This window comes from Campylobacter taeniopygiae, assembly GCF_005406225.1.
Classification (GTDB): Bacteria; Campylobacterota; Campylobacteria; order Campylobacterales; family Campylobacteraceae; genus Campylobacter_D; species Campylobacter_D taeniopygiae.
Window position 1 is genome coordinate 1 of sequence record NZ_NXLY01000008.1, and the last position, 19,000, is coordinate 19,000.

Here is a 19,000-nt window from a genome sequence, read left to right on the forward strand (position 1 = left end):
TTTTTGTGCGAGCAAGGTATTTACAAAAAGTTCTTTTATACCAAGTCTTTCGATCTCATCTGCTTTTTTATTTTCTCTTTTATCTACTAAAGCATCAAGTCCATGTGCTAAGTATTCTTTTTGCCAAGCAAAGAGTTTGTTTTGTGTGAGTTTAAACTCATAAATTTTCTTAGCATTGATATAGCTTATAAAATCATTAGCACTTATCTTGCCTTTAGCATGAAGCCACTCTTTAACCACAGCAGCTTTTTGCAAAGCTAAATTTTGCTTTTTAGAACTTGCTTTTGCAAATTCGCTTAAGCTATCTTTGTTTATTTGTATTTGATTTTCACTAAGTTTAATCTCGTTAGTATTTTGTACTTGTAAAGCATTAGAATTTTTAAGCAAAGCATCATCATTTAATGGCTTGCTTAAAACTTCTTTGCTTAGCTTTGTGTTATTTTCTACAATTGTTTTATTTAAAGAATAGTGCGTTAAATCCTTGTTAGAACTTTTATTGTTTAAAAACTCATGGCTTATATCTTCTATATTAAAACCTTGTTCTACTAGCTGTGCTTCTTCTTTGCTTAAAGGCTTAGACCAGATTTGGAGGGTTTTACCACCACGTCCTTTGCCTTGAGTGTATCTATACGAAAATATTTTCGTATCAATGTGCAAAATTTTTTCATTATTTTCAATAGCTTTTTTTGATTTCTTTTGTAGATTTCTTAAACCAATAGAATAATAATTTTCGCAAAATATATTAGCATTTACCCACATTCAAGCCACCTTAAACCCATCTTTTTCTAGCATAATTCTAAGCTCTTTAGCTCTACCTCTTATACCCTTAATCCTACCATTAGACAAATCATAAAGTATAACCATATCTTTATGATTTAGACCCTTAGCCTTAGCCCAAGTCATAAGCTTTACGCCTTTAGCACTCATAGTTTTTATAAGTTTATTTTTCATTTTCTTCCTTGTATGTTATAATTAATAAAAAGGTTGTTTATGAGAAAAGCCATCATATATAGTTTAAAAATAAAAGATACTATTAAAAATATTTTAAAAAGCTTCCAAGAAGAAGATTTAGAGGCTATAGATAATCTTTTTGAGACCCTTTTAAAACAAGAATACGATTTAACCTTTAAACATAGCTCTTTACAGCAAGCACGAGCTTTCATAAAAAAAACACATAAACAAAGATGTGAGTTTTTATCACAACTATCTTCCGAAGAAAAAACTAAATTAGCCTTTGTTGTATTATTCACTTTAACACACTCCTATATAGTATATCACAATAGTTCTGACTTGTTATTTTCTAATGCTTCTGTCCCATATACAAGGTTTGTCTGCGAGGTATTTGATAACCTTTATATGGTTCAAGAGTATGAGATTTTAAAGCACTCTTATAAGTTTTTTTTCTCAGTATCGTGTTTTAGGAAACATTTACTAACATTTTCAGCTATTTCTTTACTTTTTTGATTTGCCAAAAATCCTTCTAGCTTCTCAAGAGAAAGCTTAATAAGTTCATCTTTACCACTAAAATTTTCACTCTCAAATAGATGTTTTACACCATTTAAAAGATTGCTTGCTTGCTTAAAATTCATTTTACGCCTTTTAATTTTATTTTTGCTTTTTTGTGTTACCATTACCAAAAAAGTTATGTAATTATACGAAATTATTTTCGTATTGTCAAGGATATTTTATGGAAATTGGAAAAAAAATTCGTATAGCAAGAGAAGAGCAAGGGTATTCGCAAGAGCAATTAGCCAACAAGTTGGGCATCACAGCAAGAACTTTACAAAACTATGAGTATGGCAAGAGTGATGTTGGTGTTATTTTAATTACTAGAATAGCTAATATCTTGAAAATCAATAGTGACTATTTTTTTAAAGATAATAGTTCGTTAGTTGTTCGTAAGTCATCAAATGAAAATGTTCGTAAGTCGTTCGTAAGTGATGAAAAAGTATTCGTTAATCAAACAAACCTTAAAGAAACAGAGGAAGAGAGTTTTTATTATATCCCTAAGCTTAATATTAGTGCTTCTGCTGGAGGTGGGAATGAATTAGAAGGATTAGAATGTTATGAGAGCGGAGAGCTTATGGCTATAGACAAAGCCTTTTTCAAAACAATTCCAAGTGCTAGTATAAAAGCTATTCGCGTGGATGGGTATTCTATGACACCTATGCTTTTTCCTGATAGTTGGGTGATTTTTGAAGAAAGTGCCGACTTTAAAGGCGATGGATTGTATGTATTAAATTATAATGGTCAGCTTATGGTAAAGCTTTTGCAATTAAATCCTTTTGAAAATATCCTAGAAATAATCAGCGTAAATAAAGAATATAAAAGCTACAGCATAAAACTAGATGAATCACAAACTCCTCTTTTTATAAAAGGTAAAGTTTTAAGGTCTGTAATATGATTTTAAAAGCTTTGTAAAGTATTTGTAAAAAGAATGTAAAAAATATGTAAAGCTTTTGTAAAAATATGTAAAGTGCTATGTAAAAATTTGTAAAGAATAAATCCTCACTTTGATTTCTAAAAAAATCTAATCAAAATACTATAAAATAATACTTTAATTAGATTTTATCTCACTTTACTTTTTTACATAACTTTATAAGATGCCTATGAGTTAATGAGTTTAAAAGCTTCAAAGGTAGCAGTGGGTAGCGAAGGACTTTTAGCTTTACCTTTTTTTACTGGAGAAAGGGCACCTCATTGGAATAGTGAATTAAAGGGTATGTTTTTTGGTTTAGGTTTAAATCATAGTAGATCTCATATGATAAGAGCTGTTATGGAAGGAATTTGCTATGGGCTAAAAAGTATTTATAACCCTCTTTCAAGCTTTAAAGAGCCTACTAGCATAAAAGTGAGTGGAAGTTTTACTAAATCTAGCGTTTGGATTCAAATTTTAGCAGATATTTTAAATAGAGATATAATACTACCTAAAAATAGCGAAGGTGCTGCTTATGGAGCAGCTATTTTAGGTTTTATATCATTAGGTTTGATAGATAATTTAGATGATTTAGAAGAATTAGAAGGTGAGAGAATTTTTCACGCACAGAGTGAAAATTTTGATCTTTATAACAGAATTTTTAAAATTTATGAAAATTTATATTCAAAATTACAAGATGAATTTGCACAGATTTACGAAATAGGAGAAAATAAAATATGAATTTAATTTTTATAGATTTGCTAATACTTATAATCGGAATAATATTTTTATTTTTAGTTATAGTAAAATTTAAACTTAATAGTTTTTTATCTCTACTTCTAATTTCAATTTTTATAGGCTTAGCTCTAGGCATGGATATACAAAAGATATCAGATACTATTACAAAAGGTCTAGGGGAGACTTTAGGTGGACTTGCTATTATACTTAGCATAGGATCTATGCTTGGAAAATTAATGGCTGATAGCGGTGCAGCTAGAAAAATAGCAATAAGTGTTATAAATAGTTTTGGAGCACAAAATATAAGATGGAGTGTTTGTATAGCTAGTTTTTTAGTAGGTTTCGCACTTTTTTATGAGGTAGGTTTTATACTTTTAATACCTATTGTTTTTACTATAGCAAATGAACTTAAAATAAATCCTTTGGAAGCCGGAATACCTATGGTTGCAGCTTTATCTGTAACACACGGCTTTTTACCTCCTCATCCAGGACCTGTTATGATAGCGGATACTTTAAAGGCTGATTTGGGATTAACCTTGTTTTATGGTTGCATTGTGGCAACTCCTGTTTTTATAGTTGCAGGACCTATTTTTTATAGTTTTGTAAGAAATATAAAAGGGAGAGAGGTAACTTCTTTTGAGAATCAAGATTTAGACAATTTACCTTCATTTTTTACCAGTGTTATAAGTGCATTAATACCAGTTATTTTAATGCTTTTGGCTACTTTTTTAAAGTTTTTTTCGAATGAATCATTTCATCAAAATTCTATTTATAAAGTGATTGAATTTCTTGGTAGCCCTAATATAGCTCTTTTGTTAGCTATTTTAGTAGCTATTTATATATTGGGTTTAAAAAGAGGAAGGACTATGTCTCAAATTGGTAAGAGTTTAGAAGGAGGAGTAAAAAGCATAGCTATGATTTTGCTTGTCATTGCAGGAGGAGGTGTTTTGAAGCAAATTCTAATAGATAGCGGTTTAAGTTCCCATATATCAGATTTTATCAATAAATCTAGTTTCTCTCCTCTAATAGCTGCTTGGCTGATAGCATCATTACTTAGGATAGCTTTAGGTTCAGCTTCGGTTGCAGCGATAACAACAGCAAGTATAGTTCTTCCGCTTACCACGGTAAGTGGAGTTAATCTGGAGTTAATGGTTTTATCTATAGGTGCTGGCAGTGTTATTTTATCGTTACCGAATGACCCAGGTTTTTGGATGTTTAAGGAATTTTTTAATTTGAGTATAAAACAAACCTTGCTAACTTGGAGCTTGCTTGAGACAATCATAGCTGTTTTTGGACTTATAATGGTGCTTATTTTAAATTTATTTGTTTAGTTATTATTTGATTATGAGAATGGGTGGAGAACCAGCTATTGCAGAACCTGTTCTCTTAGGTGTTACAAGAGCTGCGATTGGAAGTGATAGTGTGATTTCTGCAGCATCTTTCCAAGAAACAACTAAAGTCTTAACCGAAGCTAGTATAGCAGGTAAATTTGATTATCTAGAAGACTTAAAAGAAAATGTTATTTTAGGTAGAATGATTCCTGTAGGAACTGGTCTTTATAGCGAAGAAAAATTTAAATTAAAAGAAAATTAATTAAAATAGCCTTTTTTGGCTATTTTAATAGATGCTCTCCAAATCTGAAAAAAATAAATTAATTTCTTTTTCTATTTTGTTTTTCTCTTCGATTAATATTTTTTTATTTTTTTCTCTAAATTCTTTATTTGAATAAAAAATAGGATAAGATATACTTATTGCAGCAATGATTTTATGATTGTGTTCTATATTTATAGCCATGCATTCAATTTGAGGATTCATTTCCCCACTTTCCAACGCCACTTTTTCTTTTTTAATTTTTTTTATTTGTTCATATAATTCATCTATATTTTTTAAGGTATTTTGAGTTATTTTTTCAAAATTTTTAGGATAAAGCATTGTTAATTCATTTTTTGTTTTATTTGATAATAAAGCTTTACCTAGAGAAGTTGCATAAGCGGGATATGAAGTTCCTATAAAAGATTTTAGTTGTATTTGATCATTAGCATCTAACTTTTCTAAGTAAAGAACGTTATTTTCCTTTAAAATACCCATTTGACAAGTTAAATTTGTTAAATCTCTAATATTTTTCATATGTTTTTTAATAAGTTCAAAGATGCTATTTTTATATTTCATATTACAGCTTAACTCTAAAATTTTAAAATCTAAAGAATAACTTTTATTGCTTAAATTGCATTTTATATATTTTTGTTTTTGTAAAGTTTGCAAAATAGGCGAGAGTGTTCCCGCTGGAATATTTAATTTTTTAGCTATTAGACTTAATGTAAGCTGTTCTTTTGAGTTGGCAATTAATTCTAAAATTTTTATAACTCTAAGAGTAGGTTGATGCATAAAATTATCCTTTTAACGATTGCATTTTATTTATAAATTTTATCACATTTTTTACTTTTGGTAACACAAAACATTTTTTTTGATTTATTTTACAATTTGTATTTCCAAGACAAAAGCCTATTTTAAGAGATAAATATAAAATAATTATGTTTTTTATCCCTTGATTTTTTTTAAATAATTTTGTTATATTTTTTGTATATAAATAAATTTTTGTATATACAAAAAATATAAGGAGATAAAATGGGAATTTTAAAAGGGACATTACCAGCTTTGCTTACGCCTTATTCTAGTGATGGAATGATTAATGAAAAAGAATTTATTCGCTATTGTGAATTTGGGATTGATAAAGGTTTAGATGGATTATTTTGTAATGGTAGTGCAGGTGACTCTCAAGCCTTAAGTATTGAGGCACAGGTTCAATTAATGAAACTTAGCAAAGATGCTTCTAAGGGTAGAGTACCTATTATTACGGGTATTACTTCAAGTGTTTATAAAAATACCATTGTTTTATCAGAGGAAGCTTATAGGTTAGGACTTGATGCGCTTTTGCTCGCTATGCCTTATTATTACAAATTTGATGAAGAGACTCTTTTTGAATATATCAAAGATTTAGCCTTAAAAGTCAAACTTCCTTTGTATATTTATAATATTCCGCTTTTTGCACCCGCTTTAAGTTTAAACCTTATAGAAAAAATTTCAAAACTTAACAATATAGCAGGTATTAAAGATAGTAGTGGAGATGCTTTGCTTTTAAATCACATTCTGGATATGGTGCCCAAAAATTTCGATGTTTTTGTAGGAAGAGAAGAAATTTATGCAGAAGCCTTATTTTTAGGAGCTAAAGGTTCTATGACAAGTATCGGAGGAATTTTTCCAGAACTTATGAGTGAAATTTATAAAACAATGAATGACAAAAAATATGAAAGAGCATTGTTAATACAAAAGAGTCTTTTAAAGGTTATAAGATTTGGGATGAGTATCTCTTTTCCTATGGGATTTGCTTTATTGTTAAAGGCTAGAGGATTTGAATTTTCAAATGCAACCATACACCCTTTATCATCTTCAACTAAAGAAAAATTAGATATGTGTTTTGATAAAGCTAAAGAATTGATTAAAACTTTGGAAAAAGAAACAGATATAAGGCTATAAAAGGTTTGATATGAAAATAAAAAGTTTTCTTGAAAAAACACCAGGTGGAATGATGCTTATACCTATGCTTATTGGTGCTATTATTCATACTTTTTGGCCAGATACTTTAGCTTATTTTGGTCCTTTTACTAATGCTTTAGGAACTGGATCTACGGTAATTATAGCAGTTTGGTTTGTTGGTATTGGAGCGAGTATAAAATTAAAAGCTACTCCAAAAGTACTTAAAAAATCTGGAGTTTTATTGGCAACTAAAATGTTTGCAGCGTATATAGCTTGTATGATTGTTCAAAGATTAATCCCACAAGGTATGATCACTGAAGGTTTATTTATAGGTTTTAGTGCTTTAGCTGTTGTGGCAGCTATGGATATGACTAATGCAGGATTATATACGGCTTTAACTAAACAATACGGAACAACAGAAGAAGCTGGTGCAAGTTTGCTTTTGATGATAGAAAGTGGTCCTTTATTTACTATGGTAGTTTTAGGTACAACAGGGCTTGCTAGCTTTCCTATACAAAATTTTATAGGCTTGGTTTTACCATTTTTATTAGGGTTTATTTTAGGAAATTTGGATGAAGATTTTAGGGTATTTTTGACTAAATTAAATGAGCCTATGATCATATTTTTAGGCTTTTCTTTAGGAAGTACCATTAACCTTCATTCTATTTATGAAGCTGGAATAGCTGGGATTATTTTAGCTTTTTCTGTCATTATTTTTACGGGTTTTTTTCTGATTTTATCAGACATATTTTTAGCTAAAGGAAATGGAACAGCCGGAATTGCTGCATCTAGTACAGCAGGTGCAGCAGGTGCAACTCCTATGCTTATAGCACAACTTTATCCCGAACTTAAAGAACAAGCAAAATACGCAACAGTGCTTGTGAGCACTTGTGTAGTAATCACTGCTTTTATAGTGCCAATTTTAACTTCATATTATGCTAAATGGGCCAAAACACATATAAGGAGATAAATTTATGAAAAGCTTTATTATAGTGAGTGAAAAAGATAATGTAGCCACTGCTTTACGCAATTTTAAAAAAGGAGAAGAGGTGGCAAATGTAAGACTTAAGAATGATATTGCTAGTGGGCACAAATTTGCACTTAAAGATATCAAAGCTAATGAAGCGGTTGTTAAGTATGCAGAGATTATTGCAAGTGCAAATTGTGATATTAAGGCTGGAGAATGGGTGCATATTCATAATATATCTGGTATCCGAGGACGTGGCGATAAGGAGTAAAGCAATGAAAATTATGGGTTATAGAAGAGAAGATGGTAAATTAGGATTGAGGAATAAAGTTATGATTATACCTAGTGTGCATTGTGCTAATAAAGTGTGTGAAAATATAGCTAAACAATGTCAAGGATCAGTTTATATTAATCATCAGCATGGTTGTTCTCAGCTTGAATTTGATGCTTTGCAAACTAGAGACGTTTTAATAGGTCATGGTACAAATGCTAATGTTTTTGGAGTTTTAATTGTTGGACTTGGTTGTGAAGTGATACAAGCTAAAGTAGTGGCTGAAAAAATTAAACAAACAACTCCTTATAAAAAGGTTGAATATTTAGTAATACAAGAATGTGGCGGTAGTAAAAATACGATAGACAAAGGTGTAAAAATAGTTAATGATATGCTTAAAGCTGCTTTAAATTTACAAAAAAGTGAAGGCGATTTTAGTGATTTAATTTTGGGAACAGAATGTGGAGGAAGCGATAGTTATAGCGGGCTTAGTGCTAATCCTGCTTTAGGTAGTTTAAGCGATTTTATCATTGATCAAGGTGGTGCTGTAATTTTAGCCGAGACAACCGAGCTTATAGGATGTGAAGCTATATTGGCAAAAAGAGCTAAAAATGATGAAATAGCAAAAAAAGTATATGAGAAAATCTTGGGTTATGAAAATTTAGTTAAATCTTTTCATGCTGATATTCGTGGAGCAAATCCAAGTCCAGGAAATATAGCAGGTGGGCTAAGCACTATAGAAGAAAAATCTTTAGGTTGTGTTTATAAAGCAGGAACTCGAACTTTAATGGATGTGATTGATTATGCAAAACCTGTAGTTTCTAAGGGGCTTACTTTTATGAATACTCCTGGAAATGATATTGAGCAATTAAGCGCTATGGTAGCTGGAGGAGCAAATATTTGTGTATTTACTACGGGTCGTGGAACACCTACAGGTTCTGCTATTACTCCTACGATCAAAATGAGTTCAAATACTTTTTGCTATAACAATATGAATGACGCTATTGATATTAATGCAGGGGATATTATAGATGGTAAAAAAACTAAAGAAGAGGTGCGAGATGAATTGATAAATTTAATCATACGGATTTCAAATGGAGAATTAGTAAAGGCAGAAATTAATGAACAAAATGATTTTTCTGTTTGGAGACTTGCTACAACTTGCTAATAAATATTATTTTGGCATGGTTTTTGATTAATAATAAGGAGAAGAAAATGGATTTAAAAATTAAAAATAAAGTTTGCATTATAACAGGGGGTGCTAAAGGCATCGGTTATGCAATTGCTAAATTATGGGCCAAAGAGGGTGGAATTTCTGTCGTTTTTTCAAGATCTATGCCAAAAGAACACGATGAGGAATTAAAAAATTTATGTAAAAGTTATGAATTTTTTGAAATTGACTTAAAAAATTATGATCAAATTCAAGAGCTTGTAAAGAAGGTTGCTGCAAAATATAATGGAATTTACGCTCTTGTAAATAACGCAGGAGCAAATGATAACTTACATATTGAGAATACAAGTGTTCAAGATTTAATCAAATCTTATGAAAACAATCTTTTTCACTATTATGCAATGGCTAAAGAGTGTTTGCCTTATATTAAAAAAGAGCAAGGAAGTATTTTAAATATAGTTAGTAAAACAGGTATTACGGGTCAAGGTAGAACTAGTGCTTATGCATCAGCTAAGGCTGCACAAATTGGATTCACTAGAGAATGGGCTTGTGCCTTTGCTAAGGATAATGTTAGAGTAAATGCTATTGCTCCTGCTGAAGTGATGACTCCACTTTATGAAAAATGGTTACAAAATTTCCCTAATCCCGAAGCACAATATAAAAAAATTGCAAAAGCTATTCCCTTAGGACACCGTTTCACTACCGTAGAAGAAATTGCAAATACAGCTGTTTTTACCCTAAGTCCATTAGCTTCACATACTACGGGACAGATTTTAATTCCAGATGGAGGTTATATTCATTTAGATAGAGCTTTAAATTGGGATGAAGACTAAGAGATAAGGATATCAAATGACTGATTCAAAAAATATTAAAATCGCAATCATTTTGGTAACTTCACTTTTCTTTTTATGGGGTGTAAGTTATGGACTTATAGATGTGATGAATAAAAATTTTCAAAATCACCTTCATATCACTCAGCATGAGAGTGGGTTTTTACAATTGGCTTATTTTGGAGCTTATTTTATTATCGCTTTACCTGCAGGCTATATAGCTAATAAATATTCTTACAAGGTAGGAATTATGTTTGGTTTGGCATTGTATGCTATAGGATCTTTGATGATTATACCTGCGACTAATTTAGCTTCTTTCCATTTGTTTTTATTTGCATTTTTTATCTTAGCTTGCGGTATAGGATCTTTAGAAGCTAGTGCAAATCCCTATATGGTAAAACTTGGAGATGAAAAAAATGCAAGTTTTAGAATCAATGCTGCTCAAAGTTTTAATGGTTTTGGACAATTTTTAGGACCTATTATCGGTGGAGCTTTATTTTTATCTATCACTAAGCAAGGACAAAGTGCCAGCAAAGAACAAATTGAAACCGCATTAGTGGAAAATATGGGAAATGTTCAGCTTGTGTATGTTGGAATTGCTGCTATTGTGATTTTAATCTTAATCGCTTTTGCCTTAAATAAAATTCCTGAAGGTTCGGCTGTAAATAGTGATTATAAACAAAAAGATTATTCTAAATCTATAGAGGTTTTTAAACATAGACATTTTAATTTAGGGCTTTTAGCACAATTTTTATATATAGCAAATCAAGTTGCTGCTGGAGCATTTTTTATCAATTATGTAGTTGAACATAATGAAAATTTAAAGGATGAGCAAGGTGCTTATTATTTTTCTATAGCCTTAGTGGCATTTATGGTAGGACGTATCGTCTCTACACCTTTAATGAAAAAAATTAAAGGAGAAAATATTTTAGGTATATATTCTTTAATAAATACCATTTTATGTATAGGACTTTATTTTGTCCATGGCTTTTTAAGTATAGTTTTACTTATAGCTGTATTTTTTTTCATGTCTATTTCTTTTCCAACGATTTTTGCTATAGCGACAAAAAATTTACCTTTTAATCAAGTAAAATTAGGCGGATCTTTGCTTGTAATGAGTGTAGTTGGAGGAGCGATTATGCCTAGCATTGTGGGTTTAATTAATGATCATTATAATACAAGTATGGGATATTTGGCAATGGCGCCTTTATTTTTATATGTTGCTTGGTACGGATTTTTTGGTTCTAAAATAAAGGTTTAAAATGCAAAAGATTTTTGATACTCATTTACATCTTTGGAATTTGCAAGAATGTCCTATTTCTTGGGTTAATTCATACAAAGAATTGAATCAAAATTTTGATTTTAATCAAGCAATAAAAGAATATAAAGATTTTGAGTTTCTCGGTGCTATGTATGTTGAGACAAATAGTGATAATAAGGATAAAGAAGCTTTATTTGCTTTAAAATTAAAAAAGCTTTATGGGTTAAAACTTTGCTTAGCAGATTTGAAACATAAAGAAGAAATTTGTGCTTTTAGAGAGGTTATGCACACGAGTTTTAAAGGTGCTAAAAGATTATTTGAAGCTGATTTTAAAGAGTTTATGAAAATTTTAGAAAAAGCACAAATAGTTTTTGAAGCTTGTTTAAAAAATAGCGAATTAACATTTTTAGAGAAATTTTTAAGTGAAAATTCGAATTTAAAAGTGGTTTTAGATCATATGGGGAGTCCTGATATTAATTGTTTTGATGGTTATAAAAAAGATTTACAAAGATTAAAAAAATTTTCAAATTTCTATATCAAGCTTTCATCGCCAGATCATTTTTCGATGCAAACTTCTCAAGAATTTATTTTTGAGCTTTTCTCATTTTTGAAAGAAAATTTTAGTGAAGATAGATTTTTATTTGGCAGCAACTACCCAGTATCAAAATTAAGTCCAAATAAATGGGCAAATTTGATTTTAAAAAGTGAAGTTTTTGAAAATTTAGATGCAATTTTTTATCAAAATGCTTTAAAAATTTATAAAGGAGGTTAAATGCAAAGGTATGGTCAAATCATAAAAATTAAAAAGGAGAAAATTCAAGAATATAAAGATCTCCATAAAAATCCTTACAAAGGAGTTTGTGAAATGATTAAGGAGTGCAATATACAAAATTATTCCATTTATCTTTTTGGAGAGTATTTGTTTGCATATTTTGAGTATATAGGAGCTGATTTTGAAGCGGATATGGCTAAAATGGCAAGGGATGAAAATACACAAAAATGGTGGAAAGTAACAGATCCTTGCCAAATATCTTTAGGCTATGCGGGACAAAAATGGCTTAACATGGAAGAAGTGTTTCATTTGGATTAAAAAGGAGAGATAATGACAACTTATTATAATTTTATTAACGGGGAATTTATTCCTCATGAGGGTGAATTTTTTGAAGTTTTAAATCCAGCAACTAAAGAAGTAATTTCAAAAGTTGCTAGTGCAAGTTTAGAAGATACTCAAAGAGCGATTGAAGAAGCTAAAAAAGCTCAAAAGTCTTGGGAGGCGAAACCAGCTATACAAAGAGCAAATCATTTAAAAGAATTGGCGAATTTGATACGAAAAAATGCCGATTTTTTAACCCATATCTTAATGCAAGAACAGGGAAAAACTAAAGATTTGGCTAGTATAGAAATTCATTTCACAGCCGATTATATAGATTATACAGCTGAATGGGCTAGAAGATATGAAGGTGAAATCATACAAAGCGATAGAGCTAATGAACATATATATCTGTACAAAAGTGCTATTGGGGTTGTTGGTGGAATTTTACCTTGGAATTTCCCATTTTTTCTAATAGCGAGAAAAATGGCTCCAGCCTTATTAACGGGAAATACTATTGTTATAAAACCAAGCAGTGAAACTCCAAACAATGCTTTTGAATTTGCAAAGCTTGTTTCACAAAGTTCTTTACCTAAAGGAGTGTTTAATTTGGTGGCTGGAAAGGGTGGTATAGTAGGACACGAATTATCAAGCAATAAAGATATAGGTATGGTAAGTCTTACAGGAAGCGTTGAGGCTGGAGTTAGGGTTATGGAAGCGGCGGCAAAAAATATTATAAAAGTTTCTTTAGAGCTTGGAGGAAAAGCACCTGCTATAGTATGCAAGGATGCAGATATTGATTTGGCTGTAGAGGCAATAAAAGCAAGTAGAATTTGTAACAATGGTCAAGTTTGCAATTGTGCTGAAAGAGCCTATATCCATAAAGATGTATATGATGAATTTGTAGATAAATTTGTAAAAGCTATGAGTAAGGTGAGTGTAGGAAATACACTCAAAGGAAATTTTGATATGGGTCCACTTGTCAATCAAGCGGGCGTGGATAATGCATTGGGAATGCTTGAACGTGCAAAAGCTAAAGGTGCCACCTTAGAGTGTGGTGGAAAAATAACTGATACAAGTGGATATTATTTTCCAGCTACTGTACTTACAAATGTTAAGCACAAGGATGAGATTATGCAAAAAGAAATTTTTGCTCCTATTTTACCTATTGCAAAATTTGACACATTGGATGAAGCGATTGATATGGCAAATGATTGTGAATATGGGCTTACAAGTTCTATTTATACCCAAAATTTAGATATAGCAATGAGGGCAAGCAGAGAAATTAAATTCGGAGAAACTTATATCAATCGTGAAAATTTTGAAGCAATGCAGGGTTTTCATGCAGGATTTAGAAAAAGTGGAATAGGAGGGGCTGATGGCAAGCATGGTCTTGAAGAGTATTTAGCTACTCATGTAGTTTATTTACAATATAATACAGAAAAACAATAATTTATTTTTTTTACCTTAATCTAATTGTATATTTTTGGATTAAGGTTTTTTGAAATTGACAAATTTTGATTTATAGCTACAACTTTATTTTATTTGACACTAAAACAGAGAAAATACCTTAACAAACAAAATAAAAGATAATTTTAATAAAAACTAAGCAAATTTTAGATACTATTCAAGGTTTATTACATTATTTAAAGAAAGGAATTATTGTGCCAACCATAAATCAATTGGTTAGAAAAGAGCGTAAAAAAGTTTTAGAAAAATCTAAATCTCCAGCGCTTAAAAATTGTCCACAAAGAAGGGGAGTTTGCACTAGGGTTTATACAACAACTCCTAAAAAGCCAAACTCAGCGTTAAGAAAAGTTGCCAAAGTAAGACTTACTAGTGGCTTTGAAGTGATTAGCTATATCGGCGGTGAAGGTCACAATCTTCAAGAACATAGTATTGTTTTAGTGCGTGGTGGTAGGGTTAAAGACTTACCAGGTGTGAAATATCACATTGTACGTGGTGCGCTTGATACAGCAGGTGTTGCAAAAAGAACAGTTTCTCGTTCTAAATATGGTGCTAAGCGTCCTAAAGCAGGTGCTGCTAAGTAAAATTAAAGACAGACAAATCCGTTTGATTTGATTTTGTTTGAGTAAAATTAAAAATTTGAAGGAATAATAATGAGAAGAAGAAAAGCTCCGGTAAGAGAAGTTTTACCTGATCCGATTTATGGTAATAAAGTAATCACAAAATTTATTAATTCTTTAATGTATGATGGAAAAAAGAGTGTTGCAACAACTATAATGTATGGTGCTTTAGAAGCTATTGATAAAAAAGGTGGCGAAAAGAAAGGAATCGATATTTTTAATGAAGCTATTGAAAATATCAAACCTCTTTTAGAAGTTAAATCTCGTCGCGTAGGTGGTGCTACTTATCAAGTTCCAGTTGAAGTAAGACCTGCTAGACAGCAAGCTTTAGCTATTCGTTGGATCATTTCTTTTGCAAGAAAAAGAAGTGAAAGAACAATGATAGAAAAACTTGCAGGAGAGCTTTTAGATGCTGCTAACAGCAAAGGCGCTTCCTTTAAGAAAAAAGAAGATACTTATAAAATGGCTGAAGCAAATAAAGCATTTGCTCACTATCGTTGGTAAGAAAGGAATAAGATGTCAAGAACTACTCCTTTAAAAAAAGTTAGAAATATAGGGATTGCAGCACATATCGATGCTGGAAAAACAACAACAAGTGAAAGAATTCTTTTCTTCACTGGGATGAGTCATAAAATCGGCGAAGTGCATGATGGTGCTGCGACTATGGACTGGATGGAGCAAGAGAAAGAAAGAGGTATTACAATTACTTCTGCTGCGACAACTTGTTTTTGGAAAGATCATCAAATCAATCTTATTGACACTCCAGGCCACGTGGATTTTACCATTGAAGTTGAAAGATCGATGCGTGTTTTAGATGGCGCTGTAGCTGTTTTTTGTTCAGTTGGCGGGGTTCAACCTCAATCAGAAACTGTGTGGAGACAAGCAAATAAGTATGGGGTTCCAAGAATTGTTTTTGTTAATAAAATGGACAGAATCGGTGCTAATTTCTACAATGTAGAAGATCAAATTCGCAACCGTTTAAAAGCAAATCCAGTTCCACTTCAAATTCCAATTGGTGCTGAAGATAATTTTAAAGGTGTTATCGACCTTGTAACAATGAAAGCTTTGGTTTGGGAAGATGACACAAAACCAACAGATTATGTTGAAAAAGAAATTCCAGCAGAATTAAAAGAAAAAGCTGAAGAATATCGCACTAAGATGATAGAGGCAGTTTCTGAAACTTCTGATGAATTGATGGAAAAATATCTTGGCGGAGAAGAATTAACTCTTGAAGAAATCAAATCAGGAATTAAAGCTGGATGTTTAAGTCTTGCCATCGTTCCTATGCTTTGCGGAACGGCTTTTAAAAACAAAGGTGTTCAGCCTTTACTTGATGCGGTTGTAGCTTATTTACCAGCTCCTGATGAGGTAGCAAATATCAGAGGTGAATATGAAGATGGTACAGAAGTTTCTGTAAAATCAACTGATGATGGTGAATTTGCAGGACTTGCTTTTAAAATTATGACCGATCCATTTGTAGGACAACTTACTTTCGTGCGTGTTTATCGTGGTAGCTTAGAAAGTGGTTCTTATGCTTATAACTCTACAAAAGATAAAAAAGAAAGAATCGGTCGTTTATTAAAGATGCACTCAAATAAAAGAGAAGAAATTAAAGTTCTTTACGCAGGAGAGATTGGTGCTGTTGTAGGACTTAAAGACACTTTAACAGGCGATACTTTAGCTAGCGAAAAAGATAAAGTTATTCTAGAGAGAATGGATTTTCCAGATCCTGTTATTTCTGTTGCCGTTGAGCCAAAAACCAAAGCAGATCAAGAAAAAATGTCTATAGCTTTAAATAAACTTGCACAAGAAGATCCAAGCTTTAGAGTTTCTACTGACGAAGAAAGTGGTCAAACTATTATTTCAGGTATGGGTGAGCTTCACTTAGAAATTATCGTTGATCGTATGCTTCGTGAATTTAAAGTTGAAGCTGAAGTAGGCCAACCTCAAGTTGCTTATAGGGAGACAATTAGAAAAACAGTTGAACAAGAATATAAATACGCTAAACAATCAGGTGGTCGTGGTCAATATGGACATGTATTTTTACGTCTTGAACCACTTGAGCCAGGAAGTGGATATGAATTTGTTAATGATATCAAAGGCGGGGTGATTCCTAAAGAATATATTCCAGCTGTAGATAAAGGTATTCAAGAAGCTTTACAAAATGGTGTTTTAGCGGGATATCCTGTTGAGGATGTAAAAGTGACTGTTTATGATGGAAGTTACCACGAAGTGGATTCATCTGAAATGGCATTTAAACTTGCTGCTTCTATGGGTTTTAAAGAAGGAGCTAGAAAAGCAGGAGCTGTTATTTTAGAACCTATGATGAAGGTTGAAGTTGAAACTCCAGAAGAATATATGGGTGATGTAATAGGCGATTTAAATAAGCGTCGTGGTCAAGTAAATTCTATGGATGAAAGAGGCGGAAATAAAATCATCACAGCATTTTGTCCTTTAGCTGAAATGTTTGGCTACTCAACAGATCTTAGAAGTCAGACTCAAGGTCGTGCAACTTATTCTATGGAATTTGATCATTATGATGAAGTTCCAAAAAATGTTTCTGAAGAAATTATCAAAAAGAGAAATGGTTAAAAATTAAAGCGGAAGTTTTTCTTCCGCTTTTTTGTCCTCGTAGCTCAGCTGGATAGAGCGCAAAATTCCTAATTTTGAGGCCGTGAGTTCGAATCTCGCCGTGGACACCATTTTAAATAAATCTATTATTTTCTTTCTTTAGCTTTTAATCAAATTTTTAGTAGAAGTTTTAATTAGGTATGATTGGTTGCGAAGGGGAGATTTGAACTCCCGACCTTCGGGTTATGAGCCCGACGAGCTAACCACTGCTCTACTTCGCGATAAGATATTTTTGGATGGGGTAAAGGGATTCGAACCCCTGAAATGACAGGACCAAAACCTGTTGCCTTACCGCTTGGCGATACCCCAATTTAAATAAGTATTTTGTGTAATATTTTTAAGAGAGGAAATTATATTAAAATTTAATTTATTTGTCAAGCAAATAAAGCTATAATTTTTATAAAATTATAAAAATTGAGGAATAATAAATGAAATTTGTAAGCATTGAGCAAGCTATTGAGGACTTAAAACAAGGCAAAATGCTTGTAATGGTTGATGCAGAAGATAGAGAAAATGAAGGAGATTTGATTTTTCCTGCCCAATTTAGCACAAAAGAAAAGGTTAATTTTATGATCAAAGAGGCTAGGGGTGTTGTTTGTGTAGCACTTGGAGAGAAAATCGCTAAAAAATTTAACCTTCCTTTAATGGTGCCACAAAATACCTCCAATCACGAAACTGCTTTTACAATTACAGTGGATGCTAAAGAGGCTAAAACGGGTGTAAGTGCTTATGAACGTGATATGACTATAAAAATTTTTGCAGATGATGAGGCAAAAGCAGAAGATTTTGTTCGACCTGGTCATATTAATCCTTTAATTGCTAAAAGTGGAGGAGTGTTAGAAAGGACAGGGCATACAGAAGGGACTGTGGATCTTTGTCGTTTAGCGGGATTAAAAGAAGCTTGTGTGATTTGTGAAATTGTTAAAGATGATGGAGATATGGCTCGCAGAGAAGATTTAGAAAAATTTTGCGAAAAACATAATCTTAATATGATTGCGGTTTCTGATATTATAGAATACAGATTAAAACATGAAAGCCTTATTACCTTAAAAGAAAAAAGTGATAGCTTTTTAGCGGGTTTTAAAGCTGAAAAATTTGTTTTTACTGATCATAATCATATGCAACATATTGTATTTTCTTTTGGAGAAATTCAAAAATGCACCAATGTGAAATTTCATATCAGCGGAAGCGATTTTGAGCTTTTAACGTCGGATAAATTTTCAAAACTTTTAGAACAGATTAAATTTTTACATGAAAATAGTGGAGTGATTGTTTTCATGCAAGGAGAAAAATCAAGTGCAACTCAATTTAAAAATTATGGTATAGGGGCGCAAATTTTAAGATATTTTAAAATAGAAGAGATTAAGCTTTTATCTCAAAGTTGCGATAAGGACTATATAGGCTTAGAGGGTTTTGGGCTAAATCTTAAAGTCTGTAATTTTAATTAGAAAGGATAAAAATGACACTCAAAGAGCAAATTTTAAATGATATTAAAGAAGCGATGAAGCAAAAAAATGATTTCAAACGTGATGTTTTAAGGACTTTAAATGCGGCTTTAAAGCAATTTGAGATCGATCAAAGAATCACTCTTGATGATGAAAAAATATTTAAGATCATAATTGGCGAGATAAAAAAGAGAAAAGATGCGGTAGAACTTTATATTAAGGGCGGAAGAGAAGATTTGGCTCAAAAAGAAAATGATGAAATTGCCATTCTTGAAATTTATCTACCAAAACAATTAAGCGATGAAGAATTAAAATCAGCATTAAAAAAAATAATAGAAAAATTAGGGGTAAGTTCTTTAAAGGAGCAAGGGCTTGTTATGAAAGAAGCTAAGGAAGAATTTGGGGCAAGGGTTGATGGAAAAAGATTAAATGAAGTATTAAGAGAAATTTTAAATTAATTTTTTTTAAGATTGTGTAAAAAGTTAGTATTTAGAAAGATTATCGTGCTATGATTGTAACAAATATTTTTTTAGATGATTGTATTTTTTAGAGGAATAAA

Annotated in this window: 20 protein-coding genes, 3 tRNA genes and 2 pseudogenes; 19 read left to right on the forward strand and 6 right to left on the reverse strand. The window is 31.4% G+C overall.

Features of this window, described 5'->3' with window-relative positions; translation table 11 throughout:
* The 3 genes and pseudogenes from CQA75_RS04845 to CQA75_RS04855 form a co-directional block, all read right to left on the reverse strand.
* A pseudogene (locus CQA75_RS04845) lies at positions 1-759 on the reverse strand (Mu transposase C-terminal domain-containing protein); the annotation flags it as partial.
* A complete protein-coding gene (locus CQA75_RS04850; RefSeq protein WP_137623913.1) occupies positions 760-951 on the reverse strand; it encodes a helix-turn-helix domain-containing protein in 192 nt (63 codons plus the stop codon). It lies immediately after the preceding pseudogene.
* 437 nt (positions 952-1,388) lie between these two features.
* Positions 1,389-1,589, reverse strand: a complete 201-nt coding sequence (locus tag CQA75_RS04855; protein ID WP_246023755.1) for a hypothetical protein — start codon at positions 1,587-1,589, stop codon at positions 1,389-1,391.
* Positions 1,590-1,687: 98 nt separating this feature from the next.
* Here CQA75_RS04855 and CQA75_RS04860 point away from each other — a divergent pair, with 98 nt between their 5' ends.
* From CQA75_RS04860 to CQA75_RS04875, 4 genes and pseudogenes are all read left to right on the forward strand, one after another.
* Positions 1,688-2,404 (forward strand): XRE family transcriptional regulator, encoded by a 717-nt coding sequence (locus tag CQA75_RS04860; RefSeq protein WP_137623914.1) that lies wholly within the window; start codon positions 1,688-1,690, stop codon positions 2,402-2,404.
* Positions 2,405-2,617: 213 nt separating this feature from the next.
* Complete coding sequence (locus tag CQA75_RS04865; protein WP_137623915.1) at positions 2,618-3,157, forward strand: FGGY-family carbohydrate kinase; 540 nt, start codon at positions 2,618-2,620, stop codon at positions 3,155-3,157.
* Entirely contained in the window at positions 3,154-4,485 is a 1,332-nt protein-coding gene (locus CQA75_RS04870) for a gluconate:H+ symporter (protein WP_212741796.1), read from the forward strand. Before CQA75_RS04865 ends, CQA75_RS04870 begins: the two co-directional genes overlap by 4 nt.
* A 10-nt stretch (positions 4,486-4,495) precedes the next feature.
* A pseudogene (locus CQA75_RS04875) lies at positions 4,496-4,747 on the forward strand (hypothetical protein); the annotation flags it as partial.
* A 24-nt stretch (positions 4,748-4,771) separates the two neighbouring features.
* Here the strand turns inward: CQA75_RS04875 and CQA75_RS04880 are convergent.
* The gene (locus tag CQA75_RS04880) at positions 4,772-5,539 is read right to left on the reverse strand and encodes an IclR family transcriptional regulator (protein ID WP_137623916.1); all 768 of its coding nucleotides are present in this window, start codon (positions 5,537-5,539) and stop codon (positions 4,772-4,774) included.
* A gap of 240 nt (positions 5,540-5,779) precedes the next feature.
* On the opposite strand from CQA75_RS04880, the gene CQA75_RS04885 reads away from it, so the two are divergent.
* The 13 genes from CQA75_RS04885 to CQA75_RS04945 all read left to right on the forward strand — a co-directional run bounded on the left by CQA75_RS04885 (position 5,780) and on the right by CQA75_RS04945 (position 17,067).
* Positions 5,780-6,688, forward strand: a complete 909-nt coding sequence (locus CQA75_RS04885; RefSeq protein ID WP_137623917.1) for a dihydrodipicolinate synthase family protein — start codon at positions 5,780-5,782, stop codon at positions 6,686-6,688.
* A gap of 10 nt (positions 6,689-6,698) precedes the next feature.
* Positions 6,699-7,658, forward strand: a complete 960-nt coding sequence (locus CQA75_RS04890) for a 2-keto-3-deoxygluconate permease (protein WP_137623918.1) — start codon at positions 6,699-6,701, stop codon at positions 7,656-7,658.
* A gap of 4 nt (positions 7,659-7,662) precedes the next feature.
* On the forward strand, positions 7,663-7,926 hold the full coding sequence (locus CQA75_RS04895) for a UxaA family hydrolase (RefSeq protein ID WP_137623919.1): 264 nt from the start codon (positions 7,663-7,665) through the stop codon (positions 7,924-7,926).
* A gap of 4 nt (positions 7,927-7,930) precedes the next feature.
* The gene (locus tag CQA75_RS04900) at positions 7,931-9,094 is read left to right on the forward strand and encodes a UxaA family hydrolase (RefSeq protein WP_137623920.1); all 1,164 of its coding nucleotides are present in this window, start codon (positions 7,931-7,933) and stop codon (positions 9,092-9,094) included.
* A gap of 47 nt (positions 9,095-9,141) precedes the next feature.
* Positions 9,142-9,930, forward strand: a complete 789-nt coding sequence (locus CQA75_RS04905; RefSeq protein WP_137623921.1) for an SDR family oxidoreductase — start codon at positions 9,142-9,144, stop codon at positions 9,928-9,930.
* A gap of 16 nt (positions 9,931-9,946) precedes the next feature.
* Positions 9,947-11,188, forward strand: a complete 1,242-nt coding sequence (gene fucP / locus CQA75_RS04910; RefSeq protein ID WP_137623922.1) for an L-fucose:H+ symporter permease — start codon at positions 9,947-9,949, stop codon at positions 11,186-11,188.
* Between the two features lies 1 nt (position 11,189).
* Complete coding sequence (locus CQA75_RS04915) at positions 11,190-11,960, forward strand: amidohydrolase family protein (RefSeq protein ID WP_137623923.1); 771 nt, start codon at positions 11,190-11,192, stop codon at positions 11,958-11,960.
* Positions 11,961-12,278, forward strand: coding sequence for an L-rhamnose mutarotase (locus CQA75_RS04920; RefSeq protein ID WP_137622512.1), 318 nt, complete (start codon positions 11,961-11,963; stop codon positions 12,276-12,278).
* Between the two features lie 12 nt (positions 12,279-12,290).
* A complete protein-coding gene (aldA, locus tag CQA75_RS04925; protein ID WP_137623924.1) occupies positions 12,291-13,730 on the forward strand; it encodes an aldehyde dehydrogenase in 1,440 nt (479 codons plus the stop codon).
* 212 nt (positions 13,731-13,942) lie between these two features.
* Positions 13,943-14,329 carry a 30S ribosomal protein S12 gene (gene rpsL, locus CQA75_RS04930; protein WP_002782934.1) on the forward strand — a complete coding sequence of 129 codons (387 nt, stop codon included), beginning with the start codon at positions 13,943-13,945 and terminating at the stop codon, positions 14,327-14,329.
* A 69-nt stretch (positions 14,330-14,398) separates the two neighbouring features.
* Positions 14,399-14,869 carry a 30S ribosomal protein S7 gene (rpsG, locus tag CQA75_RS04935; RefSeq protein ID WP_137623925.1) on the forward strand — a complete coding sequence of 157 codons (471 nt, stop codon included), beginning with the start codon at positions 14,399-14,401 and terminating at the stop codon, positions 14,867-14,869.
* A 12-nt stretch (positions 14,870-14,881) separates the two neighbouring features.
* Positions 14,882-16,957, forward strand: a complete 2,076-nt coding sequence (fusA, locus tag CQA75_RS04940) for an elongation factor G (RefSeq protein WP_137623926.1) — start codon at positions 14,882-14,884, stop codon at positions 16,955-16,957.
* A 33-nt stretch (positions 16,958-16,990) separates the two neighbouring features.
* A tRNA-Arg gene (locus tag CQA75_RS04945) sits at positions 16,991-17,067 on the forward strand.
* A gap of 74 nt (positions 17,068-17,141) precedes the next feature.
* Here CQA75_RS04945 and CQA75_RS04950 read toward each other — a convergent pair.
* Both CQA75_RS04950 and CQA75_RS04955 read right to left on the reverse strand, forming a co-directional pair.
* Positions 17,142-17,217: transfer RNA gene (locus CQA75_RS04950), tRNA-Met, on the reverse strand.
* Between the two features lie 12 nt (positions 17,218-17,229).
* Positions 17,230-17,305, reverse strand: a tRNA-Gln gene (locus CQA75_RS04955).
* 119 nt (positions 17,306-17,424) lie between these two features.
* Between CQA75_RS04955 and CQA75_RS04960 the strand changes: the two genes are divergently transcribed.
* Together CQA75_RS04960 and CQA75_RS04965 are read left to right on the forward strand one after the other, a co-directional pair.
* Complete coding sequence (locus CQA75_RS04960) at positions 17,425-18,444, forward strand: bifunctional 3,4-dihydroxy-2-butanone 4-phosphate synthase/GTP cyclohydrolase II (RefSeq protein ID WP_137623927.1); 1,020 nt, start codon at positions 17,425-17,427, stop codon at positions 18,442-18,444.
* A gap of 11 nt (positions 18,445-18,455) precedes the next feature.
* A complete protein-coding gene (locus CQA75_RS04965; RefSeq protein ID WP_137623928.1) occupies positions 18,456-18,899 on the forward strand; it encodes a GatB/YqeY domain-containing protein in 444 nt (147 codons plus the stop codon).
* Positions 18,900-19,000: the final 101 nt, after the last annotated feature.

Bases quoted from the DNA above. Each gene is read 5' to 3' on its own strand.
- CQA75_RS04870 (WP_212741796.1), top strand. From the start codon at position 3,154: ATGAATTTAATTTTTATAGATTTGCTAATACTTATAATCGGAATAATA.
- fucP (WP_137623922.1), top strand. From the start codon at position 9,947: ATGACTGATTCAAAAAATATTAAAATCGCAATCATTTTGGTAACTTCA.
- CQA75_RS04960 (WP_137623927.1), top strand. From the start codon at position 17,425: ATGAAATTTGTAAGCATTGAGCAAGCTATTGAGGACTTAAAACAAGGC.
- CQA75_RS04895 (WP_137623919.1), top strand. From the start codon at position 7,663: ATGAAAAGCTTTATTATAGTGAGTGAAAAAGATAATGTAGCCACTGCT.
- CQA75_RS04920 (WP_137622512.1), top strand. From the start codon at position 11,961: ATGCAAAGGTATGGTCAAATCATAAAAATTAAAAAGGAGAAAATTCAA.
- CQA75_RS04900 (WP_137623920.1), top strand. From the start codon at position 7,931: ATGAAAATTATGGGTTATAGAAGAGAAGATGGTAAATTAGGATTGAGG.
- CQA75_RS04965 (WP_137623928.1), top strand. From the start codon at position 18,456: ATGACACTCAAAGAGCAAATTTTAAATGATATTAAAGAAGCGATGAAG.
- CQA75_RS04855 (WP_246023755.1), bottom strand. From the start codon at position 1,589: ATGAATTTTAAGCAAGCAAGCAATCTTTTAAATGGTGTAAAACATCTA.
- fusA (WP_137623926.1), top strand. From the start codon at position 14,882: ATGTCAAGAACTACTCCTTTAAAAAAAGTTAGAAATATAGGGATTGCA.
- CQA75_RS04880 (WP_137623916.1), bottom strand. From the start codon at position 5,539: ATGCATCAACCTACTCTTAGAGTTATAAAAATTTTAGAATTAATTGCC.
- CQA75_RS04905 (WP_137623921.1), top strand. From the start codon at position 9,142: ATGGATTTAAAAATTAAAAATAAAGTTTGCATTATAACAGGGGGTGCT.
- CQA75_RS04850 (WP_137623913.1), bottom strand. From the start codon at position 951: ATGAAAAATAAACTTATAAAAACTATGAGTGCTAAAGGCGTAAAGCTT.
- CQA75_RS04860 (WP_137623914.1), top strand. From the start codon at position 1,688: ATGGAAATTGGAAAAAAAATTCGTATAGCAAGAGAAGAGCAAGGGTAT.
- CQA75_RS04915 (WP_137623923.1), top strand. From the start codon at position 11,190: ATGCAAAAGATTTTTGATACTCATTTACATCTTTGGAATTTGCAAGAA.
- aldA (WP_137623924.1), top strand. From the start codon at position 12,291: ATGACAACTTATTATAATTTTATTAACGGGGAATTTATTCCTCATGAG.
- CQA75_RS04865 (WP_137623915.1), top strand. From the start codon at position 2,618: ATGAGTTTAAAAGCTTCAAAGGTAGCAGTGGGTAGCGAAGGACTTTTA.
- CQA75_RS04890 (WP_137623918.1), top strand. From the start codon at position 6,699: ATGAAAATAAAAAGTTTTCTTGAAAAAACACCAGGTGGAATGATGCTT.
- CQA75_RS04885 (WP_137623917.1), top strand. From the start codon at position 5,780: ATGGGAATTTTAAAAGGGACATTACCAGCTTTGCTTACGCCTTATTCT.
- rpsG (WP_137623925.1), top strand. From the start codon at position 14,399: ATGAGAAGAAGAAAAGCTCCGGTAAGAGAAGTTTTACCTGATCCGATT.